The 26251-nt window shown below is 70.8% G+C and carries 25 protein-coding genes and 1 tRNA gene; 9 read left to right on the top strand and 17 right to left on the bottom strand.

The features are described 5' to 3' along the window. The first annotated feature begins 111 nt into the window (after positions 1-111). Positions 112-507: a VOC family protein gene (locus A4X16_RS09620; RefSeq protein ID WP_067119984.1), complete on the top strand. Its 396-nt coding sequence runs from the start codon at positions 112-114 to the stop codon at positions 505-507. A gap of 146 nt (positions 508-653) precedes the next feature. On the opposite strand, the gene A4X16_RS09615 is transcribed toward A4X16_RS09620, so the two are convergent. Together A4X16_RS09615 and A4X16_RS09610 are read right to left on the bottom strand one after the other, a co-directional pair. After that, positions 654-1628 (bottom strand): NAD-dependent epimerase/dehydratase family protein, encoded by a 975-nt coding sequence (locus A4X16_RS09615; protein WP_067119923.1) that lies wholly within the window; start codon positions 1626-1628, stop codon positions 654-656. 10 nt (positions 1629-1638) lie between these two features. Beyond that, positions 1639-1917 (bottom strand): AAA family ATPase, encoded by a 279-nt coding sequence (locus A4X16_RS09610; RefSeq protein WP_067119920.1) that lies wholly within the window; start codon positions 1915-1917, stop codon positions 1639-1641. A gap of 68 nt (positions 1918-1985) precedes the next feature. On the opposite strand from A4X16_RS09610, the gene A4X16_RS09605 reads away from it, so the two are divergent. Continuing rightward, positions 1986-2444: a metal ABC transporter solute-binding protein, Zn/Mn family gene (locus A4X16_RS09605; protein ID WP_231880323.1), complete on the top strand. Its 459-nt coding sequence runs from the start codon at positions 1986-1988 to the stop codon at positions 2442-2444. Between the two features lie 78 nt (positions 2445-2522). On the opposite strand, the gene A4X16_RS09600 is transcribed toward A4X16_RS09605, so the two are convergent. The 4 genes from A4X16_RS09600 to A4X16_RS17815 all read right to left on the bottom strand — a co-directional run bounded on the left by A4X16_RS09600 (position 2523) and on the right by A4X16_RS17815 (position 5392). Next, entirely contained in the window at positions 2523-3596 is a 1074-nt protein-coding gene (locus tag A4X16_RS09600; RefSeq protein ID WP_067119916.1) for a YihY/virulence factor BrkB family protein, read from the bottom strand. Positions 3597-3670: 74 nt separating this feature from the next. Continuing rightward, on the bottom strand, positions 3671-4234 hold the full coding sequence (locus A4X16_RS09595) for a DUF3618 domain-containing protein (protein ID WP_067119913.1): 564 nt from the start codon (positions 4232-4234) through the stop codon (positions 3671-3673). Then, positions 4231-4644, bottom strand: coding sequence for a phage holin family protein (locus A4X16_RS09590; RefSeq protein WP_067119912.1), 414 nt, complete (start codon positions 4642-4644; stop codon positions 4231-4233). The genes A4X16_RS09595 and A4X16_RS09590 overlap by 4 nt, the downstream gene beginning before the upstream one ends. Then, complete coding sequence (locus A4X16_RS17815; RefSeq protein ID WP_067119911.1) at positions 4622-5392, bottom strand: hypothetical protein; 771 nt, start codon at positions 5390-5392, stop codon at positions 4622-4624. Before A4X16_RS17815 ends, A4X16_RS09590 begins: the two co-directional genes overlap by 23 nt. A 201-nt stretch (positions 5393-5593) precedes the next feature. Between A4X16_RS17815 and A4X16_RS09580 the strand changes: the two genes are divergently transcribed. Both A4X16_RS09580 and A4X16_RS09575 read left to right on the top strand, forming a co-directional pair. Further along, a complete protein-coding gene (locus tag A4X16_RS09580; RefSeq protein WP_067119910.1) occupies positions 5594-6355 on the top strand; it encodes an MBL fold metallo-hydrolase in 762 nt (253 codons plus the stop codon). Next, positions 6352-6963: a DUF2238 domain-containing protein gene (locus A4X16_RS09575; protein ID WP_231880322.1), complete on the top strand. Its 612-nt coding sequence runs from the start codon at positions 6352-6354 to the stop codon at positions 6961-6963. Before A4X16_RS09580 ends, A4X16_RS09575 begins: the two co-directional genes overlap by 4 nt. Before the next feature lie 153 nt (positions 6964-7116). On the opposite strand, the gene A4X16_RS09570 is transcribed toward A4X16_RS09575, so the two are convergent. The 3 genes from A4X16_RS09570 to A4X16_RS09560 all read right to left on the bottom strand — a co-directional run bounded on the left by A4X16_RS09570 (position 7117) and on the right by A4X16_RS09560 (position 10019). After that, on the bottom strand, positions 7117-7494 hold the full coding sequence (locus A4X16_RS09570) for a type II toxin-antitoxin system VapC family toxin (RefSeq protein ID WP_067119909.1): 378 nt from the start codon (positions 7492-7494) through the stop codon (positions 7117-7119). Then, complete coding sequence (locus tag A4X16_RS09565; RefSeq protein WP_067119906.1) at positions 7491-7757, bottom strand: hypothetical protein; 267 nt, start codon at positions 7755-7757, stop codon at positions 7491-7493. Before A4X16_RS09565 ends, A4X16_RS09570 begins: the two co-directional genes overlap by 4 nt. A gap of 93 nt (positions 7758-7850) precedes the next feature. After that, entirely contained in the window at positions 7851-10019 is a 2169-nt protein-coding gene (locus A4X16_RS09560; protein ID WP_067119904.1) for an alpha-galactosidase, read from the bottom strand. A gap of 102 nt (positions 10020-10121) precedes the next feature. Between A4X16_RS09560 and A4X16_RS09555 the strand changes: the two genes are divergently transcribed. Then, on the top strand, positions 10122-11231 hold the full coding sequence (locus A4X16_RS09555) for an ROK family protein (RefSeq protein WP_067119903.1): 1110 nt from the start codon (positions 10122-10124) through the stop codon (positions 11229-11231). Between the two features lie 81 nt (positions 11232-11312). Here A4X16_RS09555 and A4X16_RS09550 read toward each other — a convergent pair whose 3' ends face one another. The 8 genes from A4X16_RS09550 to A4X16_RS09515 form a co-directional block, all read right to left on the bottom strand. Beyond that, positions 11313-13070, bottom strand: coding sequence for a dipeptide ABC transporter ATP-binding protein (locus A4X16_RS09550; protein WP_067119901.1), 1758 nt, complete (start codon positions 13068-13070; stop codon positions 11313-11315). Next, positions 13067-13945 carry an ABC transporter permease gene (locus A4X16_RS09545; protein WP_067119899.1) on the bottom strand — a complete coding sequence of 293 codons (879 nt, stop codon included), beginning with the start codon at positions 13943-13945 and terminating at the stop codon, positions 13067-13069. Before A4X16_RS09545 ends, A4X16_RS09550 begins: the two co-directional genes overlap by 4 nt. Further along, entirely contained in the window at positions 13942-14988 is a 1047-nt protein-coding gene (locus tag A4X16_RS09540) for an ABC transporter permease (RefSeq protein WP_067119895.1), read from the bottom strand. The genes A4X16_RS09545 and A4X16_RS09540 overlap by 4 nt, the downstream gene beginning before the upstream one ends. A 70-nt stretch (positions 14989-15058) precedes the next feature. Next, on the bottom strand, positions 15059-16681 hold the full coding sequence (locus A4X16_RS09535) for an ABC transporter substrate-binding protein (protein ID WP_082914388.1): 1623 nt from the start codon (positions 16679-16681) through the stop codon (positions 15059-15061). Between the two features lie 100 nt (positions 16682-16781). Next, positions 16782-18149, bottom strand: a complete 1368-nt coding sequence (locus A4X16_RS09530; protein WP_067119892.1) for an acyl-CoA dehydrogenase family protein — start codon at positions 18147-18149, stop codon at positions 16782-16784. After that, positions 18146-19537, bottom strand: a complete 1392-nt coding sequence (locus A4X16_RS09525; RefSeq protein WP_269454903.1) for an LLM class flavin-dependent oxidoreductase — start codon at positions 19535-19537, stop codon at positions 18146-18148. The genes A4X16_RS09530 and A4X16_RS09525 overlap by 4 nt, the downstream gene beginning before the upstream one ends. A 223-nt stretch (positions 19538-19760) precedes the next feature. Further along, positions 19761-19849 (bottom strand) — tRNA-Ser (locus A4X16_RS09520). A gap of 104 nt (positions 19850-19953) precedes the next feature. Beyond that, entirely contained in the window at positions 19954-20961 is a 1008-nt protein-coding gene (locus A4X16_RS09515; protein ID WP_067119889.1) for a LacI family DNA-binding transcriptional regulator, read from the bottom strand. 197 nt (positions 20962-21158) lie between these two features. Between A4X16_RS09515 and A4X16_RS09510 the strand changes: the two genes are divergently transcribed. The 4 genes from A4X16_RS09510 to A4X16_RS09495 all read left to right on the top strand — a co-directional run. Beyond that, the gene (locus A4X16_RS09510; RefSeq protein ID WP_067119886.1) at positions 21159-21545 is read left to right on the top strand and encodes an L-rhamnose mutarotase; all 387 of its coding nucleotides are present in this window, start codon (positions 21159-21161) and stop codon (positions 21543-21545) included. After that, positions 21542-22708, top strand: coding sequence for an L-rhamnose isomerase (gene rhaI / locus A4X16_RS09505; protein ID WP_067119883.1), 1167 nt, complete (start codon positions 21542-21544; stop codon positions 22706-22708). Before A4X16_RS09510 ends, rhaI begins: the two co-directional genes overlap by 4 nt. 69 nt (positions 22709-22777) lie before the next feature. Next, the gene (locus A4X16_RS09500) at positions 22778-24814 is read left to right on the top strand and encodes a bifunctional rhamnulose-1-phosphate aldolase/short-chain dehydrogenase (protein ID WP_067119880.1); all 2037 of its coding nucleotides are present in this window, start codon (positions 22778-22780) and stop codon (positions 24812-24814) included. Then, positions 24811-26251: rhamnulokinase (locus A4X16_RS09495; RefSeq protein ID WP_157560071.1), on the top strand; the 1441-nt coding region annotated here is incomplete at its 3' end. The genes A4X16_RS09500 and A4X16_RS09495, both read left to right, overlap by 4 nt.

Below are 26251 nucleotides of genomic sequence, written 5' to 3'. Positions count from 1 at the left end.
ACTAGCAGAAACCTCCACATGGAAGTAATGAGGGATCCGGCCGTCGTCCAGCAGGACTCGGCGGACCCGCACACCCTGGACAGTCGCGCCCCGCGGGCGCATCATGAACACATGACCGCTTTCCAGACCACCCATGCGTTCAGCGGATTCAGCGTCGACGACATCGATGCCGCCCGCTCCTTCTACGGCGACACCCTCGGCATGGACGTCTCGACGAACGCCATGGGATTCCTCGACATCCGGCTCTCCGACGGCGGTGCGATCCTGGCGTACGCGAAGCCGAATCACGAGCCCGCGAGCTTCACGATCCTGAACTTCCCGGTCGACGACATCGACGCCGCGGTCGACGAGCTCAACGCGAAGGGGGTCGTGACGAAGATCTACGACGACTCGGAGTTCGCCACCGACGACAAGGGGATCCTGCGCGGCGGACCCGAGACCGGTCCGGACATCGCCTGGTTCCGCGACCCCGCAGGCAACGTCCTGGCAGTCATGGCCGCCGGCTGACCGGCCGCACGGCATCCGAGAACTCCGAGGGGTCGACCGAGATGGCGCCTCCCCCCACCAGCCGTCGATGCCCATGACAGCCGCCGTAGGCAGGGCATCCGACACAGCGAGCTCCGGTCATGACTCCCGGCCGACCGGCGGTGAGCTCAGGCGAGCAGCCGGTCGAAGAGGGCGTTCATGGCGGGGTCGACCTGCTGCAGCTCGGGGTGAGCGTCGTGGTGCTCGATGATCTCGCGCGCCGCGATGTGCAGTGGCACGACCGGAGCGAAGTCCGGCACGAGGCGCCGGATCTTCGTGTTGTCGAACACCACTGAGTGCGCCATGTCGCCGGTGAGCTGACCGGCATGATCCGGCGCCAGCGCCTCGATCGCGGCGCTCGTCGCGTAGCGGATACGAGGCTCCGCTCCCGCCGCCCGACCGAGGATGCCGTAGATCTCGTTCCAGGTGTAGACGAAGTCGCCGGTGATCTGGAAGGTGTCGCCGACGGCGAGCGGGTTCCCGAGGAGACCGACGAAGCCGACGGCGAAGTCGCGGGAGTGCGTGAGGGTCCACAGCGACGTGCCGTCGCCGTGCACCACGATCTCCTGACCACGGCGGATGCGGTCGATCGCCGTCCACCCGCCGAAGGCCGGGATCGTCCACTCGTCGTACGTGTGCGACGGCCGGAGCACGGTGACGGGGAAGCCGCGTTCGCGGTAGGCCGCCGCGAGCAGGTCCTCACACGCGATCTTGTCGCGCGAGTACTGCCAGAACGGGTTGCGCAGCGGCGTCGACTCGGTGATCGGCAGGCGGGACACCGGCTTCTGGTAGGCGGACGCCGAGCTGATGAACACGTACTGCCCGGTGCGGCCCTCGAAGCGATCGATGTCGCGCTGCACCTGGTCGGGGGTGAACGCGATCATGTCGGCGACGACGTCGAACTCGCGTCCGGCGAGCGCCGCGTCGACCGCCGCGGCATCCGAGACGTCTGCGGTGAGCACCTCGACGCCCTCGGCGGGCGCTCGGCGCGACTGCCCTCGATTCAGGAGCGTCACCTCCATGCCCCGCTCGGCGGCGAGCGCACTCGCCGCCGAGGAGATGATTCCGGTTCCACCGATGAACAGCACCGTCGTCGCAGCCATGCTCCGAACTCTACCGAGGCGCGACCTGCTCGGCGGCGACCCGGCCCTCCTCGAGCCGGATGACGTGATCGGCGGCGGCGATCACGTCGTCGTCATGCGAGACGCAGACGACGGCGGCGCCTCGCGCAGCCTCCTCGCGCATGATCTGGCGGATGCGGTGCCGGCTCCCCGCATCGAGGCCCGTCGTCGGCTCATCGAGCAGCACCAGGTCGGCCTCGCGCACCAGGCCCTGCGCGAGCAGCGTGCGCTGCTGCTGCCCGCGCTCGACGGACGCTCGCCGCCCTCGCACTCTGCACGATCGCCGCGAGCGGCCTCGCCGCCTGCACGGCTCCGACCGACGATCGACCGCTCGTCGTCGTGTCGACGAACATCCTCGGCGACGTCGTCGGCGAGCTCGTCGGCGAGCAGGCGCGGGTGGTGACGCTGATGAAGCCGAACGCCGACCCCCACTCGTTCGAGATCTCGGCGCAGGAGGCCGCGACGCTGCGCACCGCCGACCTCCTCGTCTCGAACGGACTCGGACTCGAGGAGGGGCTGCAGCAGCACCTCGACGCGGCGAGCGCGACGGAGGTCCCGACGTTCGTGGCCGGCGACGCGATCGACGTGCGCGAGTACGGGGAGGGCGACGCCGTCGGCATGCCCGACTCGCACTTCTGGACGGATCCGGCGCGGATGATCGTCGTCGCGGGCGACATCGCGTACGTCACCGAGCCCGCGGCGAACAGCGTGCACGCGGTCGACCTCACGACCGGAGAGGTCGTGAGGAGCGTCGAGCTCGACGTCACTCCGAACGAGATCGCTCCGGCCGTCGGCTGATCGGGCGGCCCGGACGCCGGAGGGCGGTGTGCACGCGCGTGCACACCGCCCTCCGCGGCGTCGACCCGGCATCCGCCGTCAGGAGTCGCTCCGCTGCTGATCGGGAGAATCCTGATCCTGGCGGATCCGTCGACCTTCCGCGATGTCCTTCTCCTCCTTCTCGGCCCGCTTGTCGCTCTGACGGGTGTCGCGGGGCGGCAGCTGGATGTCCTCCTCCGCCGCGATCCCGGCCTGCAGCTGCCGACCGCGCTCGAGCTCCGCATCGAACTCCGCGCCGAAGAGCAGCGCGAGGTTCGCGATCCAGAGCCAGAGGAGGAAGACGATCACGCCCGCGAGCGAGCCGTAGGTGCGCTCGTAGTTCGAGAAGTTGGTCACGTACAGCACGAATCCGACCGTCGCGATCGCGAGGACGACGATCGCGATCACGGCGCCCAGGCTGATCCACCGGAACTTCGGCTGCTTCGCGTTCGGCGTGGCGTAGTACAGCACCGCGACGAGGAAGATGACGAGGAAGACCAGGAGCGGCCAGCGCACGATGCTCCACACCACGGCGACCGACTCGCCGACGCCGATCGCGTCGCCGATCGACCGGGCGATGTCACCGGAGAGCACGAGCGCGACGGCGGCGACGGTCAGGGCCACCACGGTGATGATGGTGACGAGGAGCTGCATCGGACGCAGCTTCCAGAACGGCCGCCCCTCCTCGATCTCGTAGATGCGGTTCATCGCGCGGCTGAACGCGCCCACGTAGCCCGAGGCCGACCAGAGCGCGAGCAGGATTCCGGACACGAGAGCGAAGCCCGCCCCGGGAGCGTTCGAGAGCTGCTCGAGCGGTCCGCGAAGGGCCTCGACGGTATCCGCCGGGGCGACGTCCGCGAGGATGCCGATCACCGCATCGGAAGCGGCCCCCTCCTGGCCGAACAGGCCGAGCAGGGAGAAGATCGCGATGAGGGCGGGGAACAGCGACAGCACCGCGTAGTAGGTGAGCCCGGCCGCGGCGTCCACGCACTGGTCAGCCGTGAACTCGCGGACGGTCTTGACGAGGATGTACTTCCACGACCGCCTCTCGAGCTGAGCCGGGGTGTCCGGCTTGTGGTCGTCCTCAGGGTGCGGAGCATCGTGCTCCGAGGGGGATGTCGCCTGCTGCGGCATGGGATCGCTCCTTCGCGCGGGCCGTCGGTCGGGGTGGGTGGGATGGGGCGGGATCCCTCCCGCCCCCATCGACGTCAGCTGCCGCTGACGTTCTCCCTGGCCTGCTGGGCCTGATCCTTGACGGTGTCGGCGGCGCCGGACGCCTCCTCCTTCACCGTGCCCACAGCCTCGGCGGCCCGATCCTGCACGGCGGCGACCGCCTCCTGCGCGGGTTCCTTCAGGTCGCCGGCGACCTCCTTCGCGACGTCGGACACCTGGTCCACCAGCGGCTGCGCGGCATCCCTCACCGACTCGGCCAGCTCCTTCTCCTTGCGCGACGCGGGGATGAGCGCCGAGATGAGCAGCCCCGCCCCGAACGCGATGAGACCGACCGCGAGGGGCGCGCCCTCCGCCTTGGCCTTCACCTGGTGGGCTGCGTCTCCGGCGCTGTGCGCGAGCCCGGAGGCCGAGGACGAGGCGTCGTCCGCCGCCCCCATCACCCGTTCGCGGACGGAGCCGAAGACTCCGCGCACCTTGTCCGCCTGACGCTGGGCGATCTTCGACGGCGTGACCTTGTCGGCGAGCGCGTCGACGTCGAGACCGAGCTCCCCTCTCGTCCGCTCGATGTCGGCCCGGATCGCATCTGCTGAATCACTCATCGGTTCTCCTCATTTCGCTTGAATGCCGAGGGGATCTCCTGCAGCGTCTCCACGGTCTGCGGAGCCCCCTTCACCTTCTTCGTCTGGTTCCTGCCGACCACGAACAGGATGGCCGCGATGATCAGCCAGATGATCGCGACGATCACGCCGGACCAGCCCCCGCCGACGAGCGTGGCGAGCACGGCCCACAGGGCGATGGACAGGAAGAGCACGGCCATGGATGCGGCGTAGCCGGCTCCACCCAGCATCCCCACGCCCTTGGCGGATGTCGTCGCCGACTCCTTGAGCTCGGCTTTGGCCAGGGCGATCTCCTGGCGCATCAGCGTCGAGAGATCGCGAGTGACCTCGCCGAGCAGCTCACCCAGGGAGGTCGACGCGGCGCGCTCCTCAGAGGGTGTCTGGTCGCTCATCTGCCACCCCCTGTCCGGGGCTGCCCAGGCGGGAAGCCGACTCCGTGAACACCGGCGTCTCGTACGGCGCCGGGGGCGGCGGCGTGACGGTGCTCACCGGCACGGCTCCGCCGACAGGAGCAGAGGCTCCCTGAGACGATGCACCGCTGGTGAGGGCCGGAGTGGAACCCGACGATCCCGAGGACTCCTTGGCGTTGGCGGCGAGCGCGCGCGTGAGCCGACCCGCCGCGATGCCGGCGAGCAGAGCCGCCCCGATGAAGGCGCCAGGGCGTCGCCGGGCGAACGCCTTCACGTCCTGGAGGACGCCGGACGGCTCCCGGCTGCCGAGCCACGAGGCCGCTCCGGCGATGCGGTCGGACGCCTTCTGCACGAGGTCGCTCGCGATGCCGGAGCCGTCCGAGGACCGTGCCATCGTGCTCAGCTCGCTCCCCAGGGAGTCGAGGCCCGCGGCGAGGCGCTGCTGCTGCTTCGACGCCTGGTCGCTGAACTCCTGTCTGCCCTGCTCGAAGAGGTCCTGGGCCTGGGCCTTGGTCTCGCGGGCGACGGACGCGGCCTCGTCCTTCGCGGTGCCTGCGACGTCCTTCGCCGCGCCGGTCGCCGTGTCCGTGAGCTCGGCCGCCTCGTGCTTCGCATCCTCCATCGTGGGGGACGCTCCACCCGCATCCGTCGAGCCGGCGCTCGCGTCATAGGAGCCGCCGGTGGCGTCGTGGGGTGAGCCGCCGCTTGCGGCGATGTTGCCGTCTGACATGGTCTCTCCTTCGGTCGGAACCGAGCGTCTCGCTCGGTGGGATTACCGGTGTACTGCGAGAGTGCGGATGAGAAGTGGGGCTTGCGCGAGGTGGACTTCTGTGGGAGAACGCGCCCGTCGCGAACGGCGCCGCGGCTCGCATCCGCCGCGCCCGTTGTCAATCCCCTCTCCGTTCCCCGCAGCCGTTCCTAGCGTCGGAGCATGACCCCCTCAGCCACGACCCGCGCATGGTCGGAGGTCGACGCGGATCTCTTCCGCATCTGCGTCGCGGATGTGAACTGCTACCTGTGGCGCACTCCCGACGGACTCACGCTGTTCGACGCCGGACTGCCCGGCATGAGGCGTCCGCTCGACGACCTCCTGGCGCACCTGGGGGCGACCACGTCCGACATCGACGCGCTGGTCCTGACCCACGGCCACTTCGACCACGTCGGGATGGCGCGACGGGTGCGCGGGGCCGGCGCATCCGTGCTGGTGCACGCCGGCGACGCGACACTCGCGCGGCATCCGTATCGATACCGCCCGGCCTCGCCGCGCCTGCCGTACGTGCTGGGTCATCCCCGCGGCATCCCCGTCATCACGCGGATGGCCGCGGACGGCGCTCTGACGGTGAAGGGCGTCGAGGCGTCGGCGCGGGTCTCGCACGGGCGGCCCGTCGACGCCCCCGGCTCACCGCTCGCGCTCTGGACTCCGGGTCACACCGACGGACACTGCGCGTATCTGCTGGAGGACCGAGGGGTGCTGATCTCCGGGGACGCGCTGGTCACGCTCGATCCGTACACGGGCAGATCCGGGGCGCAGATCGTCGCGCGCGCCGCCACCGCCGACAGCGACGAGGCCATGCACTCGCTCGACGTGCTGGCGCAGACCGACGCGAACCTGGTGCTCTCCGGGCACGGCGAGCCCTCGCGAGAGGGCATCCGCGCGGACGTCGCCGAGGCGCGCAGGATCGGTCCGCATTGACATCCACCGACGAGATCGCCCGCCCCTCCCCGCCAGCCCGCGCGAAGGCGGACTTCCTGCGGCCGCCGCGGTCTGCCGGGGAGTGGGCGGCGGATGCCGTGCGCGTGCTCGGCGTGATCGGCGTGGCCGTGGCGGCGATCGCGTTCCGGCCCACCGACGCCGGGATCGCCGCGCTGGCCCTGCCCGCGGTCGTCGCGCCGCGGATCCTCGGTCTGCGTGCCTGGTTCGACGTGTCGCTGGGCATCACCGTGCTCGCCGCGGCCTGGAGCAACGTCCTGGGCCTCTACACCGCGATCCCGGGCTGGGATCTGCTGCTGCACTTCGCCTGCACGGGTGTGCTCGCGATCCTCGTCGCGACGATGCTGACCCGCTCCCGGGTCGTGGCGATCACCCGCGACGGACCGAGACGGACGCCGCTCGTCCTGCTGCCGCTCATCGCTCTCGCGATCAGCGCCGTCTGGGAGATGATCGAGTGGCTGGGCTGGGCCTTCGTCAGCGACGAGATCTTCGTCGCCTACGAGGACACGATCGGCGACATGGCGTTCGGCGGCATCGGCGGCATCGTCGCGGGACTGGTCCTGGCCCGCACGGCCGTCGAGCGGGACTGAGCCGCGTCCGTCGTCCAGCGCAGCAGCGCCACCGAACGTGCCGATCCATCTCGCGCAGCGACTCTCGGATCCCGAGCCGGCGGTTCCAGATCCGCCCCTCACGGCAGCCGGGTATCGCGTGATCGAGGTGATCGTGATCGAGCGCCCCGCCGCTCAGTCGACGAGGAGCTCGAGCTCCCCGGCGACCCTCGCGAGGCGGTGATCGAACGTGGCGAGCGCCACGCGATGGTGTCCGGCCGTCGCGAGGACGCACGTGTCGGGCATCTTGAGCCGGTGGGCAGCGCGAAGTCTCGCGAGGTCGAGGGCCTCGTCGCCTCCGAGATCCGCCTGTTCGATCCCGAGGGCCCGCAGATCGTCCAGCACGGCGCCCTCCTGACCGGCGATGGCCGGTCCGACCAGAACCTCGGCGAGCGTGAGCGGATGCATGAGGTATGTCGGCGGATGCTTCTCGAGCAACGCCACGGCAGCGGCATGGTGCTCATCCCGACCGTTGAGCACGGCGATCACGACACCGGCGTCGAGGACGATCACTCGTCCCACTCGCTGCGGAGGTCGTCGAGATAGCCGACGGGGTACAGCGCGCTGCGTCGCCCCGCGATGCGATGCAGTCGCGCCAGCCTCTCCACCTCGGCGTCGGCCGTCCTGGCCTCGACGACCCTGGCGCCCTCGTCGAGCAGATGCAGGATGAGGGCGCTGTCACGAGGTTCATCCGGCCATCCGCGGCGGGCCACATCGAGCGCGCGCACCACCTGGGGGGTGTGCGTGATGTTGGTGCGCTGGTGTGCGGTGGGCATGCTCCAGTGTAACACTCAACCGTTTGGTGTAACACCGAAGAGCCGAGGCTGCGCCTCCTTGCGCGTCGCCCTGCCGGTGGGACCGGCGCCGGGTCAGTCTGCGGTGACGATCTCCACCACGGTCGCGCGACCGGGGTGCTGGACGGGTGGGCGGATGCCGGTCACCGCGAGCTGGCGGCCGGTGAGGACGATCCCGTGCTGCGCCCAGAGCAGCTCGGACTGTGCGGCGTCGGGACGAGCGCCCGCGGGGGCGACGACCTGGACCGCGTAGGCTCGGGCCGGCTCCAGCCCGGGGAACCGCACGCGACCGGCGGGATAGGCGATCGACGTCGCCTCCTGCGTGATCGTGAAGACGGCCTCCGACGCGTCGGCGGCGACGATCCCGCGCACGTCGATCCCGTCGTCCGTGCCATCCACGTGCACGACGCGACCGGTCGCCACGAGAGGACGCACACGCTTCGCGAAGGCGACCCATGCGGCGATCCGGCGGCGGTCGTCGGCGTCCGCGACGGAGATGTCCCGCTCGATGCCATAGTGGCCGATCAGGGCGACCGCGGCGCTGAGGTCGAGGTCGGTGACGCGCCCCGTGGAGTGCACGGTCTCACTGGTGATGTGAGCGCCCATCAGCTCCGGCGGGACGAGCAGACCCGTGTGGCGCTGGATCGAGAGACGCTCGAGCGGATCGAGGCAGTCGCTGGTCCAGATGCGGTCGGTGCGGTCGAGGATGCCGAGGTCGACACGGGCGCCGCCCGACGCGCAGCTCTCGATCTCGAGCCCGGGGTGCTGCGCCTCGAGCTCGTCGAGCAGTCGGTATGCGGCGAGCGTGTGCTCGTGCACGAGCGCACCGGCGCCCGGCCCGCGTCCGGCGTCGACGAGGTCGCGGTTGTGGTCCCACTTCAGGTACGCGATCGGGTACTCGTCGAGCAGCGCATGGAGCCTGGCGGCGATGTACGCGTACGCGTCGGGGTGGGCGAGATTGAGCACCTGCTGCTGGCGGGCCGACGGCGGGAGCTCGACGCGGGTCCGCAGGATCCAGTCCGGATGCTCGCGCGCGACGTCGCTGTCGGGATTGACCATCTCGGGCTCGACCCACAGGCCGAACTCCATGCCCCGTGCGCGCACGTGGTCGACGAGGGGGTGCAGTCCCTCCGGCCACACCGTCTCGTCCACGTGCCAGTCGCCGAGACCCGACGTGTCGTCGCGGCGTCCGCGGAACCAGCCGTCGTCGAGCACGAAGCGCTCGATCCCGACCTCCGCCGCGGCGTCGGCGAGATCGGTGAGGCGGGTGAGGTCGTGATCGAAGTACACGGCCTCCCAGGTGTTGAGGGTCACCGGGCGCGGACGTGCGGGGTGCTGCGGTCGCGCACGCAGCTCGTCGTGGAACCGCCAGGACAGCTCGTTCAGGCCGTCGCCCCAGGATCCGATGACCCACGGGGTGGTCAGCGCGGATCCGGGCTCGATCGTGATCTCTCCCGCGCCGTAGAGCTCGCCGCCGGCCAGGAACGCCTCGCCCGTGACGACGCGCTCGGCGAGCATCGTGTGGTTCCCGCTCCAGGCGACGTGGATGCCGTGGACGCGTCCGGTCTCGAAGCCGAAGCCGGGTCGGCCGGCGCACAGCAGCAGGGTCGCGTCGGCGCCGGGGCGGCCGCGGCGGCTGTCGCGGCTGTAGCTGCCGAACGTGAAGTCGTGGCGCTGCGGCGAGCGCTCGCGCAGGTGGCGCCCGGTGGTGTCGAGCACCTCGGTGGCGTCCCAGGGCACGGGGAACGCGGCGGTGAGACGCTGCACGGTGTAGGCGCTCCGGCCGCTGTTGCGCAGCGTGACGCGCTGATGGAAGAGTCCCCCGGCGCCCACCCGCAGCTCCAGGGTCGCGGCGAGGCGGCCTTCGTCATCGGTCAGCGAGATGCGAGCGGAGTCCGCGGTGGCGTCGACGCCGGAGACCGTCCAGCGGATGCTCACTCCGTTGCCGTCGCGGTGCCCCTCGATGCCGGGGGTTCCCAGCCATCCGTGGGCGGGCGTCGGGAGAACGGAGAGCACCGGCGTGACGTCGAGGCCTCCGGACACGCGCTGCGGCATCGCGGCGAGCGCGAGTCCGTGCAGAGCGGCGGAGTCGGTCTCGCCGAGGTCCTCTCCCCAGTGCACGATCGAGGGCGGGGAGGTCATCGACACGACGACGCTGGTGCCGCCGGCGCGGAGGTGCAGCACCTCGGCGGACCGGGCGTCCTGGTCGACCGCCGACTCGAAGCTCACGTCATTGGAATTCATGGATTGTTTTTATCATGGAATTAATTAGGGAGTCAAGACGGAGAACCCGCCCCGATCTCGCGCCCATATATGCCATGATGAAAGAAACCGAAGGGTGGCAGGATGTCCGACAGCGAAGTCGCCGTCGCGAAGACCGTGCTCATCCACGGACCGATCTCGCGCACCGCGCTGGCCGGCCGTCTCGGCCTCTCCCCCGCGAGCCTCACGCGACTGACGCGCCCCTTCGTCGACCGCGGCATCCTCGTCGAGCTCGACGATGTCGCCGAGGGCGTGGGCCGACCGTCGCGTCCACTCGAGATCTCACCCGACCTGGGTACCTTCGTCGGCGTGAAGATCACGGGCGAGCACGTGTACGCGGTCGCGACGGATGTGCGCGCCCGTCTGCTCGACGAGCACGTGACCGCGCTGGACTCTCACGATCCCGCCCTCGTGCTGACCGCCGTCGAGCGGGCGATCGACCGGGTCGTGGCGACGGGCGCTCCTGCAGTCGGCATCGGCGTGAGCCTCGGCGGCATCAGCGACGGCTCGGTCGTCGAGTGGGCATCCTTCCTGGGGTGGACCGACGTCCCGTTCGGCGACATGCTGCACCGGTCGACCGGGCTGCCCGTGCGCGTCGAGAACGACCTGATCGCGCTCACCGAGGCGGAGCGATGGTTCGGCGCAGGTCGGGGCATCGACGGCTTCGCGGTCATCACGATCGGCGCCGGCGTCGGATACGGCGTGGTCGCCGGCGGCGCCGTCGTGCGCACTCCCGACGCCGGCATCGGGCTCGGCGGCCACATCCCCCTCGATCCGCACGGACCCATCTGCCAGGAGGGGCATCGCGGCTGCTCCCAGGCGATGCTCACCTCGGGCTCGATCGCCGCGCAGGCGAGCATGGCCCTCGGCCGCCCCCTCACGTACGACGAGGTGCTCGACCTCGCCCGATCGGGCGACCCGGCGGCGAGCTCGATCATCGACTCCAGCGCACGAGCCCTCGGCCGTCTCATCGCCCTCGCGGCGAACCTCACCCTCTACTCCGATGTCGTGCTGGCCGGCGAGGGGATGCGACTCTTCGACGTCGCCGAGCAGACCGTGCGGGCGACGGTGGTGGAATCGCGCGACCCCCGCGCCTCCGAGGTGCGCCTGCACATCGACGACAGCGGCTTCACCGGCTGGGCGCGAGGCGCGGCGGCCGTCGCCATCCAGGACGCGTTCGACCGATTGAGCTGACGCGCGTTCGACCGATCGGGCTGACGCGCGTTCGACCGGTCGGGCTGACGCGCCGTCGCGGAGCCGCGCGTCTCACCGCGCTCACCCGACCCGCTCGAGCCTCTCCGCGCCGAGCCGTGTCGTGTCGAATCGCGTCGTGTCGAACCGGGGCACGGCGTCGAGGAGCTCTCGCGTGTACTCGTGCCGCGGGTGCTCGAGCACCTCGGCCGCGGAGCCGGTCTCGACCGTCCGACCGTGGGAGAGCACCGTCACCTCGTCGGCGATCTGGCGGATGAGGCCGAGGTCGTGGGAGATGAACAGGTAGCTCAGACCGTGCTCGTCGCGGAGGTCGAGCAGCAGCTCGATCACCTGCGCCTGCACCGACACGTCGAGAGCGGAGGTCGGCTCGTCGAGCACGAGCACGGACGGCGCGAGCACGAGCGTCCGCGCGAGCGCCACACGCTGACGCTGTCCCCCCGACACCTCCCGCGCCCGTCGTCCGAGCGAGCTCGCCGGCAGCGCCACCTGGCCGATGATCTCGCCCACCCGCCGTCGCCTCTCCGCCGCCGAGCGCACGCCGTGGATGCGCAGCGGCTCCTCGATGATCTGGCGGATCGTCGACCGGGGATCCACGGCCGAGAGCGGGTTCTGGTAGACGAGCTGCAGCTGGCGGGCGTAGGGGTTCGCGACCGGCGGCGTGCGCGGCAGATCGCGGCCCGCGACGGTCACGGTGCCGTCGTCGAACGACGCGAGCCCGGCGGCGATGCGCGCGAGCGTCGACTTGCCCGAGCCGGACTCGCCGACCAGGGCGTGGATGCTGCCGCGGCGCAGCGTGAGCGAGGCGTCGTCCAGCGCCTTCGGCGCCTCCGGGTCGCGCCCGTACCGCTTGGAGACTCGCGCGATCTCGACCACGGCGGTCCGCGCCCCGCCGTCTCCGGACGACTCGGCGCGTGCGGCGCTGCGCGCGATGCGCTCCCGATACCGCAGCGGCGAGGATGCGGGCGAGTCCGAGAGGAGGCGCACCGTGTACGGATGCCGCGGGTCGTGCAGCACGTCCTCCGCCCTCCCCTGCTCGCGGATCTCGCCGTCCTGCAGCACGACGATCGCGTCGCTGCGCTCCTGGGCGAGGGCGAGATCGTGCGTGATGAACAGGATCCCGAGCCCCAGCTCGTCGCGCAGCCCGTCGAGCAGATCGAGGATGCGGCGCTGCACGGTCACGTCGAGGGCCGATGTGGGCTCGTCGGCGATGAGCAGCTGCGGCCGCGCGGCGATGGCGATCGCGATGAGCACGCGCTGCAGCTGGCCGCCGGAGAGCTGGTGGGGATACGCGCGGACGCGCGAGGCGGCGTCGCGGATGCCGACGTGCTCGAGCAGCTCGACGACTCTCGCCGGAACGTCGGCCTTCGCGACGTCTCCGGACACGGCCACGGCCTGTGCGATCTGGGTCCCGATGCGCTGCAGCGGGTCCAGCGAGCTGAGTGGATCCTGCGGCACGAATCCCAGAGTCGTTCCGCGCAGCGGGAGCCACTGACGGCTCGACCTCCGCGCCACGTCGTGTCCCGCGACCTCGATGCGGCCGGCCGTGACGCGACCGTTGACCGGCAGCAGGCCCGCGACCGCACGCGCGATCGTGCTCTTGCCCGAACCGGACTGGCCGACGAGCGCGACCGTCTCGCCGCGGCCCACCTCGAAGGAGATCTCGTGCACGCTCGCGCGCGGCCTCCGCGAGCCGGGCACCGTGTACCCGACCGCGAGGGAGTCGACGACCAGGGGCAGCGGTCTGTCCGAGACGGCGTGGAGCCCCTGTGCCGCCTGCCGGCCGTGTGCCTGGATGAGGTGGGGGTAGGCGGTGGCGGTCATGCGGCGGTCCTTCCACGGGAGAGCTGGCTGAGGCGGCTGATCGCGAGGACCGTGACGCCGATCACGAGTCCCGGCACGATGACGAGCCAGGGAGAGGAGACCACGTACTGGCGTCCCTCCGAGACGAGGAGCCCCCACTCGGGCTCGGGCGGCGGGGCGCCGTATCCGAGGAAGCTGAGGCCCGAGATCCAGATGATGGCCAGTCCGAACTGCAGCGCGGTCAGCGAGAGCACCGCGGAGTAGGAGTTCGGGAGCACGTGCCGCACGAGGACGTGAAGGCGGGAGCCGCCGAGATGATGACTCGCCTCGACGAACGGCAGGTCCTTCACGGTCAGCACCTCGGAGCGCATGATGCGAGTGAAGGCCGCGATCGAGGAGATGCCGACCGCGACGGCGGCGTTCAGGGTGCCGAAGCCCAGCGCGACGATGACGACCATCGCGAGCAGGAGCCCGGGGATCGACAGGAGGACGTCGACGATCCGGCTGATCACCGCATCGACGACGCCGCCGAACGACGCGGCGATCAGACCGAGGAACGTCCCCACTCCGAGTCCGATGAGCACGGCGACGGCCGAGCCGAGGAGCGTGCGGCCGGTGCCGTGCACGATCCGCGACAGCAGGTCGCGGCCCAGGTAGTCGGTGCCGAACCAGTGCGCGGCCGACGGCGTGGCAAGGGGGTTCGCATCGTCCGGTGCGAGCGGGTCGTACGGCGCGAGCAGCCCCGGCGCGACGACCGAGAGCACGACGAGCGCGAGGACGAGGATCGCCAGCACGTCGCCGACGCCGAGGCGGGCGAGGAGGCGGCGGACGGCGCCCGGTTCGGCGAACCCGGGGTCGTGGACGGAGGCACGGGGCCGGTCGAGTGCGACGGTCATGCGAGGACGCTCGCCTTCGTGACGGAGGGGGTGGGCGACGGGTCGAGCGGACGTCCGCGGCGGCGCGACGATGCGGTCCGCCGACGCCGGGTCGCGGTCGTCGAGCGACCGGGGCCGACGATGCGGGGGTCGAGGATCGGGTAGAGCAGATCGGTGAGGAGGTTGATGCCGACGTAGATGCCGGAGATGAGGATCACGACCGCGAGCACGACCGGGGTGTCCTGATCGCGGACGCTCTCGTAGGTGATGAACCCCAGGCCCGTGCGGGTGAACACCGCCTCCACGATGACCGCTCCGGCCAGCAGCTCGCCGACGATGAGCGCGAGCATCGTGATCGAGGGGATCGCGCCGTTCTTGAGCACGTGCCCGAGCGCGATCCGGGTCTCGCTGCGCCCCTTGGCGCGGAGCACGGTCACGAACGGCTCGTCCGCCGCCTTGCGCAGACCCTGGATGAGGACCTGGGACAGCGGTCCGTTGACGGCGAGGGCGAGCGTGAGCGCCGGGAGGACGTAGGACACGAACCCCTCGTCGCGCACGGACGAGACCCAGCCGAGCTGGAACGAGAAGATCGTGAGCAGGACGAATCCGATGAGGAAGCTCGGGGCGGAGATCGATGCGATGGGGAGCGCGCTCGCGAAGCTGCGCACCGGCTTCCACGGCGCATAGACGGCGATGAGCGCCGTGCCCAGCGCGATCACGATCGTGAAGACGAAGGCGATGGCCGCGAGCACGATCGTGTCGGACAGCCCCTGCGCGACGAGGTCGGTCACGGGCCGATTGCTGACGAGCGAGAACCCGAGATCGCCCTGGAACAGCCGGCCGACCGCGAGCACGAACTGCTCGATCGGCGAGAGATCGAAGTGGTAGTAGGCGCGCAGCGCCTCGGCCGCGGAGGGCGGCAGCGGGTTGAGCGGGCTGATGAGCTTGTTCTCGATCGGATCGCCGGGGAGGACGAACAGCGCGAAGAACACGAGCGTGTAAACGAGCGCGATCACGAGCAGCGCCTGGGCGACGCGTCGGACGACGTAGGTGCGGTACTGCATGCGGGCCTCCTTGCGGCCGTCGGGGATCCGCCGGGGAGGACGTCGCGCGGGGCGACGCCCTCCCGGTCGATCAGTCCTCGATCGAGGCGTTGTAGAACTCCGGAAGCGCGCCGTCGGTCAGGCGGAAGCCCTTCACGCGCTCCTGGGTGACGTAGACCTGGCTGTCGTTCAGGATCGGCACGACGTAGGCCTGGTCGATCAGGTGATCCTGGATCTGTCCGAGGATCTGCGCGCGCGCGGCATCATCGGTCGCGGCGTACTGGGAGTCGAGCAGCGACTGCAGCGTCTGGTCCGACCCGGCGAGGCCGAGGAGGTCCGAGCCGGCCGAGCCGTAGTACTCGCTGAGGCCCTTCGACGCGTCCGGGTGGGGCCAGCCGACCCGGAGCGGTCCGACCTCGGGGTCGGCGAACGCCGTCGCCCAGTAGCTCGAGTAGTCGAGCTCGTTGAGCGCCAGCTCGATCCCGACGTCCTTGAACTGGTTCTGGATCTGCTGGAACAGGCTCTTGGCGGTGTTGTCGTACACGTCGAGGTAGGTCTTGAGGGTCAAGCGCTCCCCGCCCTTCGTGCGATAGCCGTCATCGTCGCGCTCGGTCCAGCCGGCGGCGTCGAGCAGCCGGTTCGCCTCGTCGGGGTCGTAGGCGAACTTCGCCGATTCGTCGACGTAGCCGAAGGTGTCGGGGGCGAGCACGGAGGTCGCGGGCGTCCAGCTCTCGGTGTACTGCGTCTCGATGATCTGCTCGCGGTCGATGGCGTGCAGCAGCGCCTTCCGCACCTGGATGTCGTCGAAGTGCGGGGCGCCGGGGCGCAGGAACCACTGATTGCTGAGACCCACACCCGTCTTCGAGACGATGGTGTACCCGGCGTCCTCGAGGCCCTTCTCCTCGCTCGGCTGGACGTAGCGGATGACGTCCGCCTCGCCGGACTTCAGCGTGCCGAGCCGGACGCTGTCCTCCTGCACCGGGATCACGGTGATCGTCGCCAGGTGCGCCTCCCCCTGGTTCGGGGAGCTCTCCGGCGCCCAGGCGTAGCCGTCGCGGCGCTCGAGGACGATCTCCTTGCCGTAGGTCTCGGAGGTGACGACGAAGGGGCCGCTGCCGATCAGGTTCACGAACTCCGATTGGTCCTCCTTGCTGGCGTCGATCGTCGCGTCCGCGACGAGACCGGACCCCCATCCGGTGAGCACGTTGAGGAACGGGGCGTACGGCTCGGGAAGCGTCACGGTCACCGTCCGGGCGGCGTCGTCGGCTGCCGCGGCGAGCCCCGACGGGAACTGGGCGTTCGGCGTGGTGCCGGCCTCCTCGTCCCCGGAGGACTGCCATTCCAGGTTCTTGGCGACGCTCGAGGCGTCGAGAGCGGTCCCGTCGCTGTACGTCACGCCGTCGCGGATCACGAACGTGTACGTCCGTCCGTCGGGGCTGACCGTCCACGACTCCGCGATCCACGGCTCGAGCTCGTTCGTGTCGGGGTTGCGGTAGACCAGCCGGTCCGTGATGTTCTGCTGCAGGGCCCTGGTCTGCCAGGTGCCCGACTCCTGGACCTTCGCGGACGTGGGGATCTCCGCGTCGAGGTAGGTGAGCGATCCGCCCTCGGCATCCGTGGATGCCGGCTGGGCGGAGCAGCCGGCGAGCGCGATGCTGAGCGCGGCGACGGCTGCGGCGGCGAGTCTGACTCGTCGAGCGGTGTATCGGGACATGCGGCTACTCCTGATGCTGGTGTGTGCGGGTGACACGGCTCGTGCCGAGCCCGTGTGGTTGACCATCCTGCGGGTCGACGCGCCGACCGCGCGCATGCCGTTACAGGCGGAGTCGGGGATCGTCGATCGGTGACGTCACATGACGCTCCGTGTCGATCGCCGAGCCGGCGCTTGCATCCTCGGACGCGGCTGTGCCGTGCTCCGCGGGGTCGGGAAGGGGCTCGTGCCGTGCCGCCCACGGGTCGGGGTCGGCGCCGTTGACGTACCAGTCGCCGAGCAGGCGCGCCTTGTACCCGCGCGGGTTGTGCGAGATCAGGGTGCGCGCGTTCCGCCAGTGCCGATCGAGGCCGGCCGCCTGCTCGACGGCCGACGAGCCGAGGGCGTCGAACAGCTCGGTCGACGCGCGCAGCGCGGCGTCGGCGGTCACGATCTGAGCCTCGTACGTGGCGACGGCGGCCGGATGGAGCAGAGCGCTGCTCCGCTCGTCGCCGGGGCCGGCGTCCGCTCCGCCCGCGCGAAGCTCGCCGAGGGCGCGAAGGCCGGCGTCGAGCTCCCGCGCCGCATGCACGACGACCGCGCGTGCCGCAGCCGCCGCTGCCGCGACGCCCCCGATCGCCTCCTGCACGATCGCGTCCTCGCGCGGGAGTGGCGCGAGGCCCTGCGGGTAGTTGCGCACCCGTGCTCGCACCGCGGCCGCGCCGTCGTCACGCGCTCCGATGGCCACGCCCGCGACCGCGGCGACCAGCACCAGCTGGTAGATCGTCTCCTGATGCGGCGAGCGTCCGCCCTCCGGGAACACGGCCTCGTCGGCCACCGGGACGTCGTGCAGCTCGGTCGTGCCGCTGGCCGTGAATCGCTGTCCGATGCCGCCCCAGTCGTCGTGCCGCACCACCCCCGGCTCCGCCGCGTCGACGACGACGAGCACGTCGCCGCCGTCGGCCGTCTTGGCCGTGACCGTGATCCAGTCCGCGTAGAGGCTGCCGGTGCTGTAGTACTTGGTGCCGCGCACGGTCGACGGTCGGGTGGACTCGTCGAAGCGCGTGCCGCTCCGGGCTCCGGGGACCGTGGCCCGCTCCGACCACGCGCCGCCGATGACGGCACCGGCTCCGATCCGGTCGATCCAGATGTCGTCCTCGCCTCCTTCGCGATGCCAGAGGCGGTCCTCGACGAAGGCGATGTGGTTGCGCCAGAGCTGAGGGAGGTTGGCATCCGCGGCGCCGAGGTCGACGAGCAGCTCGACGAGCTCGCCGGCGGTCAGTCCGCTCCCGCCGTCGGCCTCGTCGAGGCGCACCGCACCGAAGCCTGCGGCGGCGAGCCGCCGGACCTCGTCGAACGGCAGCTCGCGCGCGGCCTCCCTCCTCGCCGCGCCGGCCGCGATCTCGGCGAAGAGCGGACCGAACCGCTCTCGCGCGACGGCGAGCCTGTCCGTCTGGTCCGTCGCCGTGAGGCCCTGCACCGCCGCGCTCATGCCGACGCCCCGATCAGACGGGCGTTCGCGGGCCGCGTGCCCCCGAGCCCGACTCCCCCGCGATAGCGCGCGGCGGGATGATCGTCGGGGAGTCGGGCCGCACCGCCGGTGAGTCGTTCGCGCAGCGTCTCGCCGGGGACGTACGCGGTGCGCAGTCGCCCGCGCCGCTGCAGCTCGGGCACGACGAGCTCGACGAAATCCTGCAGGGTGTCGTAGCTGTGGTACTGCCGGAGGTTGATCCCGTCGATGCCCACCTCGTCGAGCCAGCGCTCGATCTCGTCGACGACGACCGTGGGGGTGCCGACGGCGAAGAAGTCCTGCTCGAGCTCCGAGCCGGAGCGCTCGATGAAGTCGCCGATCGTGCCCGAGACGAGCTGCGGGGGCAGCGTGTCGGCGGGCAGACCCTCGGCGGCGAGCGCCTCGGCGATCGTGCGGTCGGTCGGGTGGGCGGTCGGATCGAAGGGCAGGCTCGCGTGCACGAACCGGCCGATGAGGCTCGCGTGCTCGCGGTACTCCTGCGCCTTGCGCTCGGCCTCCTCCTGCGTCCGCGCGACGATCACGGCGGCTTGCACGACGATCTTCAGTGCGCTGCCGTCGCGGCCGTTGTCCCTGGCCGCACCGCGGAAGCGATCGAGCAGGGGTCCTGCCCCCTCGGCACCCCGCACACCGGTGAACACGGCTTCGGCGTGCCGCCCGGCGAAGGCGATGCCGGCCGGTGAGGCGGTCGCCGTGAAGAGCACCGGGGTGCGCTGTGCGCTCGGCTCCGACAGGTGCGGCCCGGCGACCCGGAAGTACGGGCCCTCGTGGTCGATGTACCGCACCTTCTCGGGATCGGAGTACACCCCGGCCTCGCGGTCGCGGATCACGGCGTCGTCGTCCCACGACCCCTCCCAGAGCTTGTACACGACGTCGAGGTACTCCTCCGCGATCGCGAACCGCTCGTCGTGCGGGATCTCGTCGGCCAGGCCGAAGTTGCGCGCGGCGTTGGGCAGATACGAGGTCACGATGTTCCACGCCACGCGCCCCTTCGTCAGGTGGTCGAGGGTGCTCATGCGGCGGGCGAACGCGAACGGCGGCTCGTAGCTGGTCGAGAAGGTGATCCCGAAGCCGAGGTGCTCGGTCACCGCGGCCATGGCCGGGACCACGAGCGTCGGGTCGTTGTTGGGGATCTGGAGCCCCTCGCGCAGCGCGTCCGCGGGGCCTCCGCGGAACACGTCGTACGCGCCGACGACATCGGCGATGAAGATCGCGTCGAAGCCGCCGCGCTCCGCGGTGCGGGCGAGCTCGGTCCAGTATCCGATGTCGGTGTACCGGTCGCGGTTGTTGCGGGGCAGGCGCCACAGGCCGTGCGTGATGTGGCTCACGCAGTTCATCTCGAAGAGGTTCAGGATGAGCGGCTTCGGCGCGGACGTGTGTGCGGTGATGATCGGCTCCTCTGACAGCGGACGGCCGGGCCTCCTGGGGCCGGGCGCATCAGCACCATAGGTCGGCGCAGGAGGGCGATTCCGCTCGGTCGTCACGAGGGGTAACCCGGGGTCACACGCGCACTCGATGTTGCGGAGCACCTCGCCGGATACGCGAAAACCCCCGGATGAACCGGGGGTTTCTCTGCGGAGACGAGGGGATTTGAACCCCTGGTCCCCGTGAGGGGACTCCACCTTAGCAGGGTGGTGCACTCGGCCGGACTATGCGACGTCTCCAGGCATCCGCTCCGTGAAGACCAGATGCACCCTGCAATCATAACGGGTCGCGGCGGCAGGCACGAACCGGGCCGGTCCGCGATCTCGCGACGCGGCCCCGCAGGTCACTCCGCGACGGCGCTCGACTCGCGCACGACGAGCTCCGGCTGGAAGCGCACGCGTCGGTCGTGCTCCACCCCGTCGAGCTCCTTCAGCAGGAGGTCGACGCCGGTCCACCCGAGCAGCCGCGCGGGCTGGCGCACCGAGCTGAGCGGGACGATCGTGGCGGAGGCGAAGTCGATGTCGTCGTATCCGACCATCGCGATGTCCTGCGGCACGCGGATCCCCGAGACGAAGCTGAAGGCCTGCAGCAGCCCCACGGCGAGCAGGTCGTTGGCGGCGAAGACGGCATCCGGACGCTCGCCCTCGGCGCGCCGGGCGAGATCCTCCCCCGCCGCCCTCCCCTGGAGGACCGTGAGCGCCGGTCGCTCGATGATCTCGAGCGACGACTCCGGATGCGCGGCGACGGCGGCCTGCACGCCGCGCAGACGGTCAGCGACCTGCTGCACCGACGGCGGTCCTCCGACGAAGGCGAGGCGACGTCGACCGCCGGCGAGCAGATGCTCCGCGGCGAGGCGTCCGCCCTCCACATCGTCGACCGACACGGAGGGCAGCAGACCCTCCTCGATCTCGCGGTCGACGAGGACCACGGGCGTCCCGCCGGCCGCGAAACGATGCACGGCGGCGAGGTCGTCGGACGCCGGGGTGAGCAGCACGCCGTTGACCCGCTGCTCCTGGAAGAGCTCGAGGTGCGCCTGCTGGCGCTCGTCCCGCTCGTCGCTGTTGCCGAGCAGCACCGTCATCCCGGCATCCGCGGCCCGGTCCTCGGCGCCTCGCGCGACGTCCGCGAAGAAGGGGTTGCCGATGTCGGGCACCACGAGTCCGATGCTGCGGCTCCGACCTGCGCGCAGCTGTCGCGCCGCGTCGTTGCGCACGAAGCCGAGCTCCCTGATCGCCCGCTGCACGCGCTCGACCGTGCCGGCCGAGACGCGCTCCGGCTGATTGAGCACGTTCGAGACGGTGCCGACGGAGACGCCGGCCGCGGCCGCGACGTCCTTCACCCCTACCGCCATGACGCTCCTCCGCTCGTCCGCTCGTCCGCCACTGACAACCTTCTCATCCCCGGCGCCGATCCCCGCTCGCCATCCCCGACGGCGTCGCCGGCCCGCGGCGGGCGACTGCCGCGCTCGCTTGACAGAGCTCCGCCCTCTGCCTACTCTGAGAACATCGCTATGAAACGATTCAACTCGCTCGACGAAGAGAGATCCCGATGACCCGCGTCGCGTTCCAGCTGCAGGTGCGCCCCGAGCTGCTCGACGAGTACCTCACCCGCCACTCGCCCGTCCGATCCGACATGCTCGCCGAGATCGCGGCGGCGGGCCGACGCAACTACTCGCTCTTCCTCGGCCAGGGCGGCACGCTCATCGGCGTCTACGAGACCGATGACGACGCCGCCGCGCAGGCGTACCTCGCCGCATCTCCCGTCGCGGCCCGCTGGGAGGCCGAGATGAGCCGCTTCTTCGTGGGGCTCGACGGCCGCCCGGACCAGGCCGCCACCCCGCTCACCGAGGTCTTCCACCTCGAAGACCAGCTCGCCGCCGCCGACGAGCCCGCAGCATCCGTCACCACCACCACGACCGAAGGCAGTGCCTCATGAGCATCCTCTCCCCCGATCACCTCGCGACCCTCGAGAAGCAGGGCATCGAGCTCCCCAGCTGGGCGTTCGGCAACTCCGGCACGCGCTTCAAGGTCTTCGGCACCCCGGGAACCCCGCGCGACCCGTGGGAGAAGATCGCGGATGCCGCGCAGGTCCACACGTACACCGCGCTCGCTCCCTCGGTCGCGCTGCACATCCCGTGGGACCTCGTCGACTCGTTCTCCGATCTCCGCAAGCACGCCGAGGACCTGGGCGTCGAGCTCGGCACGATCAACTCGAACACCTTCCAGGACGACGACTACAAGTTCGGCGCGCTCACACACGAGGACGCCGCCATCCGCCGGAAGGCCATCGACCACCACCTCGCCTGCATCGACGTCATGGACGCCACGGGCAGCCGCGACCTCAAGATCTGGCTCGCCGAGGGCTCGAACTACCCCGGCCAGGCCGACCTCCGCGGCCGTCAGGACCGTCTGCAGGACTCGCTCCAGCAGATCTACGCGCGCCTCGGCGACGACCAGCGCCTCGTGCTGGAGTACAAGTTCTTCGAGCCGGCGTTCTACCACACCGATGTCCCGGACTGGGGAACGTCCTACGCCCAGGTCGCGTCTCTCGGAGACAAGGCGATGGTGTGCCTGGACACCGGGCACCACGCGCCCGGCACGAACATCGAGTTCATCGTCATGCAGCTCCTGCGCCTCGGGAAGCTCGGCTCGTTCGACTTCAACTCGCGCTTCTACGCCGACGACGACCTGATTGTGGGCGCGGCCGATCCGTTCCAGCTGTTCCGCATCCTCTTCGAGGTCATCCGCGGCGGCGGTCTCAACAACCCCGATGTGGCGTTCATGCTCGACCAGTGCCACAACGTCGAGGACAAGATTCCCGGCCAGATCCGCTCGGTGCTCAACGTGCAGGAGATGACGGCTCGCGCGCTGCTCGTCGACCGCGACGTGCTCACCGCCGCGCAGAAGTCGGGCGACGTCCTCGCCGCGAACGCGGTGTTCATGGATGCGTTCTACACCGACGTGCGTCCCGCCCTGGCCGAGTGGCGCGAATCGCGGGGCCTGGCTGCCGACCCGATGAAGGCGTTCGCCGAGTCGGGCTACCAGCAGAGGATCGCCGCCGACCGAGTGGGCGGCGTGCAGGCCGGCTGGGGCGCCTGACCTCGGCCCCGTCCGTCGCCCGCACTCCTCCTCGTCTTCCGACATCCGCCCCGATCGCAAGGATCCGCCATGACCAACCCCACCGCCGCCGCCCTCATCGAGCGGTCGAACCGCCTGGGCGCCGACCCCAAGAACACGAACTACGCGGGCGGCAACACGTCCGCCAAGGGCACCGAGACCGACCCGGTCACCGGTCAGCCCGTCGACCTGCTGTGGGTGAAGGGCTCCGGGGGCGACCTGGGCACGCTGACCGAGCAGGGTCTCGCGGTGCTGCGCCTCGACCGCATGCGCGCCCTCGTCGACGTCTACCCCGGCCTGGACCGCGAGGACGAGATGGTCGCCGCGTTCGACTACTGCCTGCACGGCAAGGGCGGCGCCGCCCCCTCGATCGACACCGCGATGCACGGCCTCGTCGATGCCGCGCACGTCGACCACCTCCACCCCGACTCCGGCATCGCGATCGCGACGGCCGCCGACGGCGAGGCACTCACCTCGACGATCTTCGGGGACAGGGTCGTGTGGGTGCCGTGGCGTCGCCCCGGCTTCCAGCTCGGGCTCGACATCGCCGAGATCAAGGCGAAGAACCCGCAGGCGATCGGATGCATCCTCGGCGGCCACGGCATCACCGCGTGGGGCGACACCTCGGAGGAGTCCGAGCAGAACTCGCTGTGGATCATCGACACCGCCGCCGCGTACATCGAGGCGAACGGAAAGGCCGACCCGTTCGGTGGAGTGCGTGCCGGATTCGAGGCGCTGCCCGAGGCAGAGCGCCGCGAGCGCGCGGCTGCCCTCGCCGGCACCATCCGCGGCATCGCGTCGACGGACAAGCCGATGGTCGGCCACTTCACCGACTCCGACGTCGTGCTCGACTTCCTCGCCTCCGAGCGCGCGCCCGAGCTCGCCGCGCTCGGCACGAGCTGCCCCGACCACTTCCTGCGCACCAAGGTCAAGCCGCTGATCCTCGACCTGCCGGTCACGGCATCCGCCTCGGAGCAGATCGCGCGCCTGCACGAGCTGCACGCCGCGTACCGCGACGACTACCAGGCGTACTACGACGCGCATGCGACCGCCGAGTCGCCGGCGATCCGCGGCGCCGACCCGCTCATCGTCCTCGTGCCGGGCGTCGGCATGTTCTCGTACGGCGCGAACAAGCAGACCGCACGCGTCGCCGGCGAGTTCTACGTCAACGCGATCAACGTCATGCGCGGCGCCGAGGCGCTGTCGACCTACTCCCCCATCTCCGACGCCGAGAAGTTCCGCATCGAGTACTGGGCGCTCGAGGAGGCGAAGCTGCAGCGGATGCCGAAGCCGAAGTCGCACCAGGGACGCATCGCGTTCGTGACCGGCGCCGCGTCCGGCATCGGCAAGGCGATCGCCACCCGTCTCGCCGCCGAGGGCGCGTGCGTCGTCATCGCCGACCTCGACCTCGAGAAGGCGCAGGCCGCCGCGGCCGAACTGGGGAACACCGACGTCGCGATCGGCGTTGCCGCGAACGTGGCGGATGCCGACGCCATCCAGGCCGCGCTGAACGATGCCGTACTGGCGTTCGGCGGCATCGACCTCGTCGTCAACAACGCCGGCCTCTCGCTGTCGAAGCCGCTGCTGGAGACCACAGAGAAGGACTGGGACCTGCAGCACGACGTCATGGCCAAGGGCTCGTTCCTCGTGTCGAAGGCCGCCGCCCGCGTGCTGATCGACCAGAAGCTCGGCGGCGACATCATCTACATCTCGTCGAAGAACTCCGTCTTCGCCGGGCCGAACAACATCGCGTACTCGGCGACGAAGGCCGATCAGGCTCACCAGGTGCGGCTGCTCGCGGTCGAGCTCGGCGAGTTCGGCATCCGCGTCAACGGGATCAACCCCGACGGCGTCGTGCGCGGCTCGGGCATCTTCGCGTCGGGCTGGGGCGCGAACCGCGCCGCGACCTACGGCGTCGCCGAGGAGGACCTGGGTCAGTTCTACGCGAACCGCACGATCCTCAAGCGCGAGGTCGTGCCCGAGAACGTCGCGGACGCTGTGTTCGTGCTCACCGGACCGGAGCTCAGCCGCACGACCGGGTTGCACATCCCCGTCGACTCCGGCGTCGCCGCCGCCTTCCTGCGATGACGATGCGCGCGGTCGCGGCGGTCGACCTCGGCGCCACGAGCGGGCGGGTCATGATCGGCCGCATCGACGAGGGCCTGCTCGACCTCGAGCTCGTCTCGCGATTCCCGAACGGGCCGATCGAGCGTGAGGACGGCCTGCACTGGGACTTCGGAGCGCTTTACGAGCATGTCGTCTTGGGTCTCGCCGAGGCCGTGCGCCGCGAGCCCTCGATCGAGAGCATCGGCATCGACTCCTGGGCGGTCGACTACGGCCTGCTGAAAGACGGCGAGCTCCTCGCCGAGCCGTTTCACTACCGCGACGGGCGCACCGAGCGCGGGGTCGCCGAGGTGCACGCGATCGCTCCCTTCGCGGAGCTGTACGCGCGCAACGGTCTGCAGTTCCTGCCGTTCAACACGCTCTACCAGTACCGAGTCGATCAGCGGACGGCCGACGCCGACGCGGCGCTGCTCATCCCCGATCTCATCGCCTACCTGCTGACCGGCACCGCGGTCGCCGAGCGCACGAACGCCTCGACGACGGGTCTCCTGGGCGTCGGATCGGGCGAGTGGGACACCGAGCTCGCCGACCGTCTCGGCATCCCCTCCCGCATCCTGCCGACTCTCGTCGACCCGGGCGCCACGATCGGACGCCTGCGTGCGGAGATCGCGTCGCGGATCGGCGCCGACCTCCCCGTGATCGCGGTCGGCTCGCATGACACGGCATCCGCTGTCGCCGCCGTGCCGCTGTCGTCGCCGGATTCGGCGTACATCTCGTGCGGCACCTGGGGGCTCGTGGGCGTCGAGCTCGTCGAGCCGGTGCTGACGGATGCCGCGCGCGAGGCGAACTTCACGCACGAGCTCGGCGTCGACGGGCGCTTCCGCTTCCTCCACAACGTCACGGGTCTCTGGCTGCTGAGCGAGACCGTGCGGGCGTGGGAAACGGACGACGGGGCCCCCATCGACCTGCCCGCCCTGCTCGCCGAGGCCTCGTCCGTCACCGGTGGTGTGCCCCTCTTCGACGCCAACGACCCGTCGCTGAGCGCCCCCGGCGACATGCCGTCACGGATCGCGGCGCTGCTCGGTGCCGACGCTCCCCCGTCGCGCGCCGCCTTCGCGCGCAGCATCGTCGAGTCGATCGCCGCCGTGTTCGCGGAGGCCGTGCAGACGGCATCCGATCTGTCCGGACGCGAGCTCGACAGCATCCATCTGGTCGGTGGCGGCTCGCTGAACCGTCTGCTCTGCCAGGCGACGGCCGACCGCACCGGCCTGCCGGTGCTCGCCGGCCCTGTCGAGGCGACCGCTCTCGGCAACGTGCTCGTGCAGGCGCGGGCCCTCGGTGCCGCCCCGGCGTCGCTCGAAGACCTGCGCTCCCTCGTGGCCGCGATCCGTGACGGCATGTCGCCGGGGGCGCTCAGCGACGGGTCGTTGGCGTCGAAGAGGGGCACACCACCGGTGACGG

This window comes from Microbacterium sp. H83 (assembly GCF_001650405.1).
Lineage (GTDB): Bacteria > Actinomycetota > Actinomycetes > Actinomycetales > Microbacteriaceae > Microbacterium.
The sequence above is the reverse complement of the archived record's forward strand: the minus strand, read 5'-3'. Positions and strand labels throughout refer to the sequence as shown.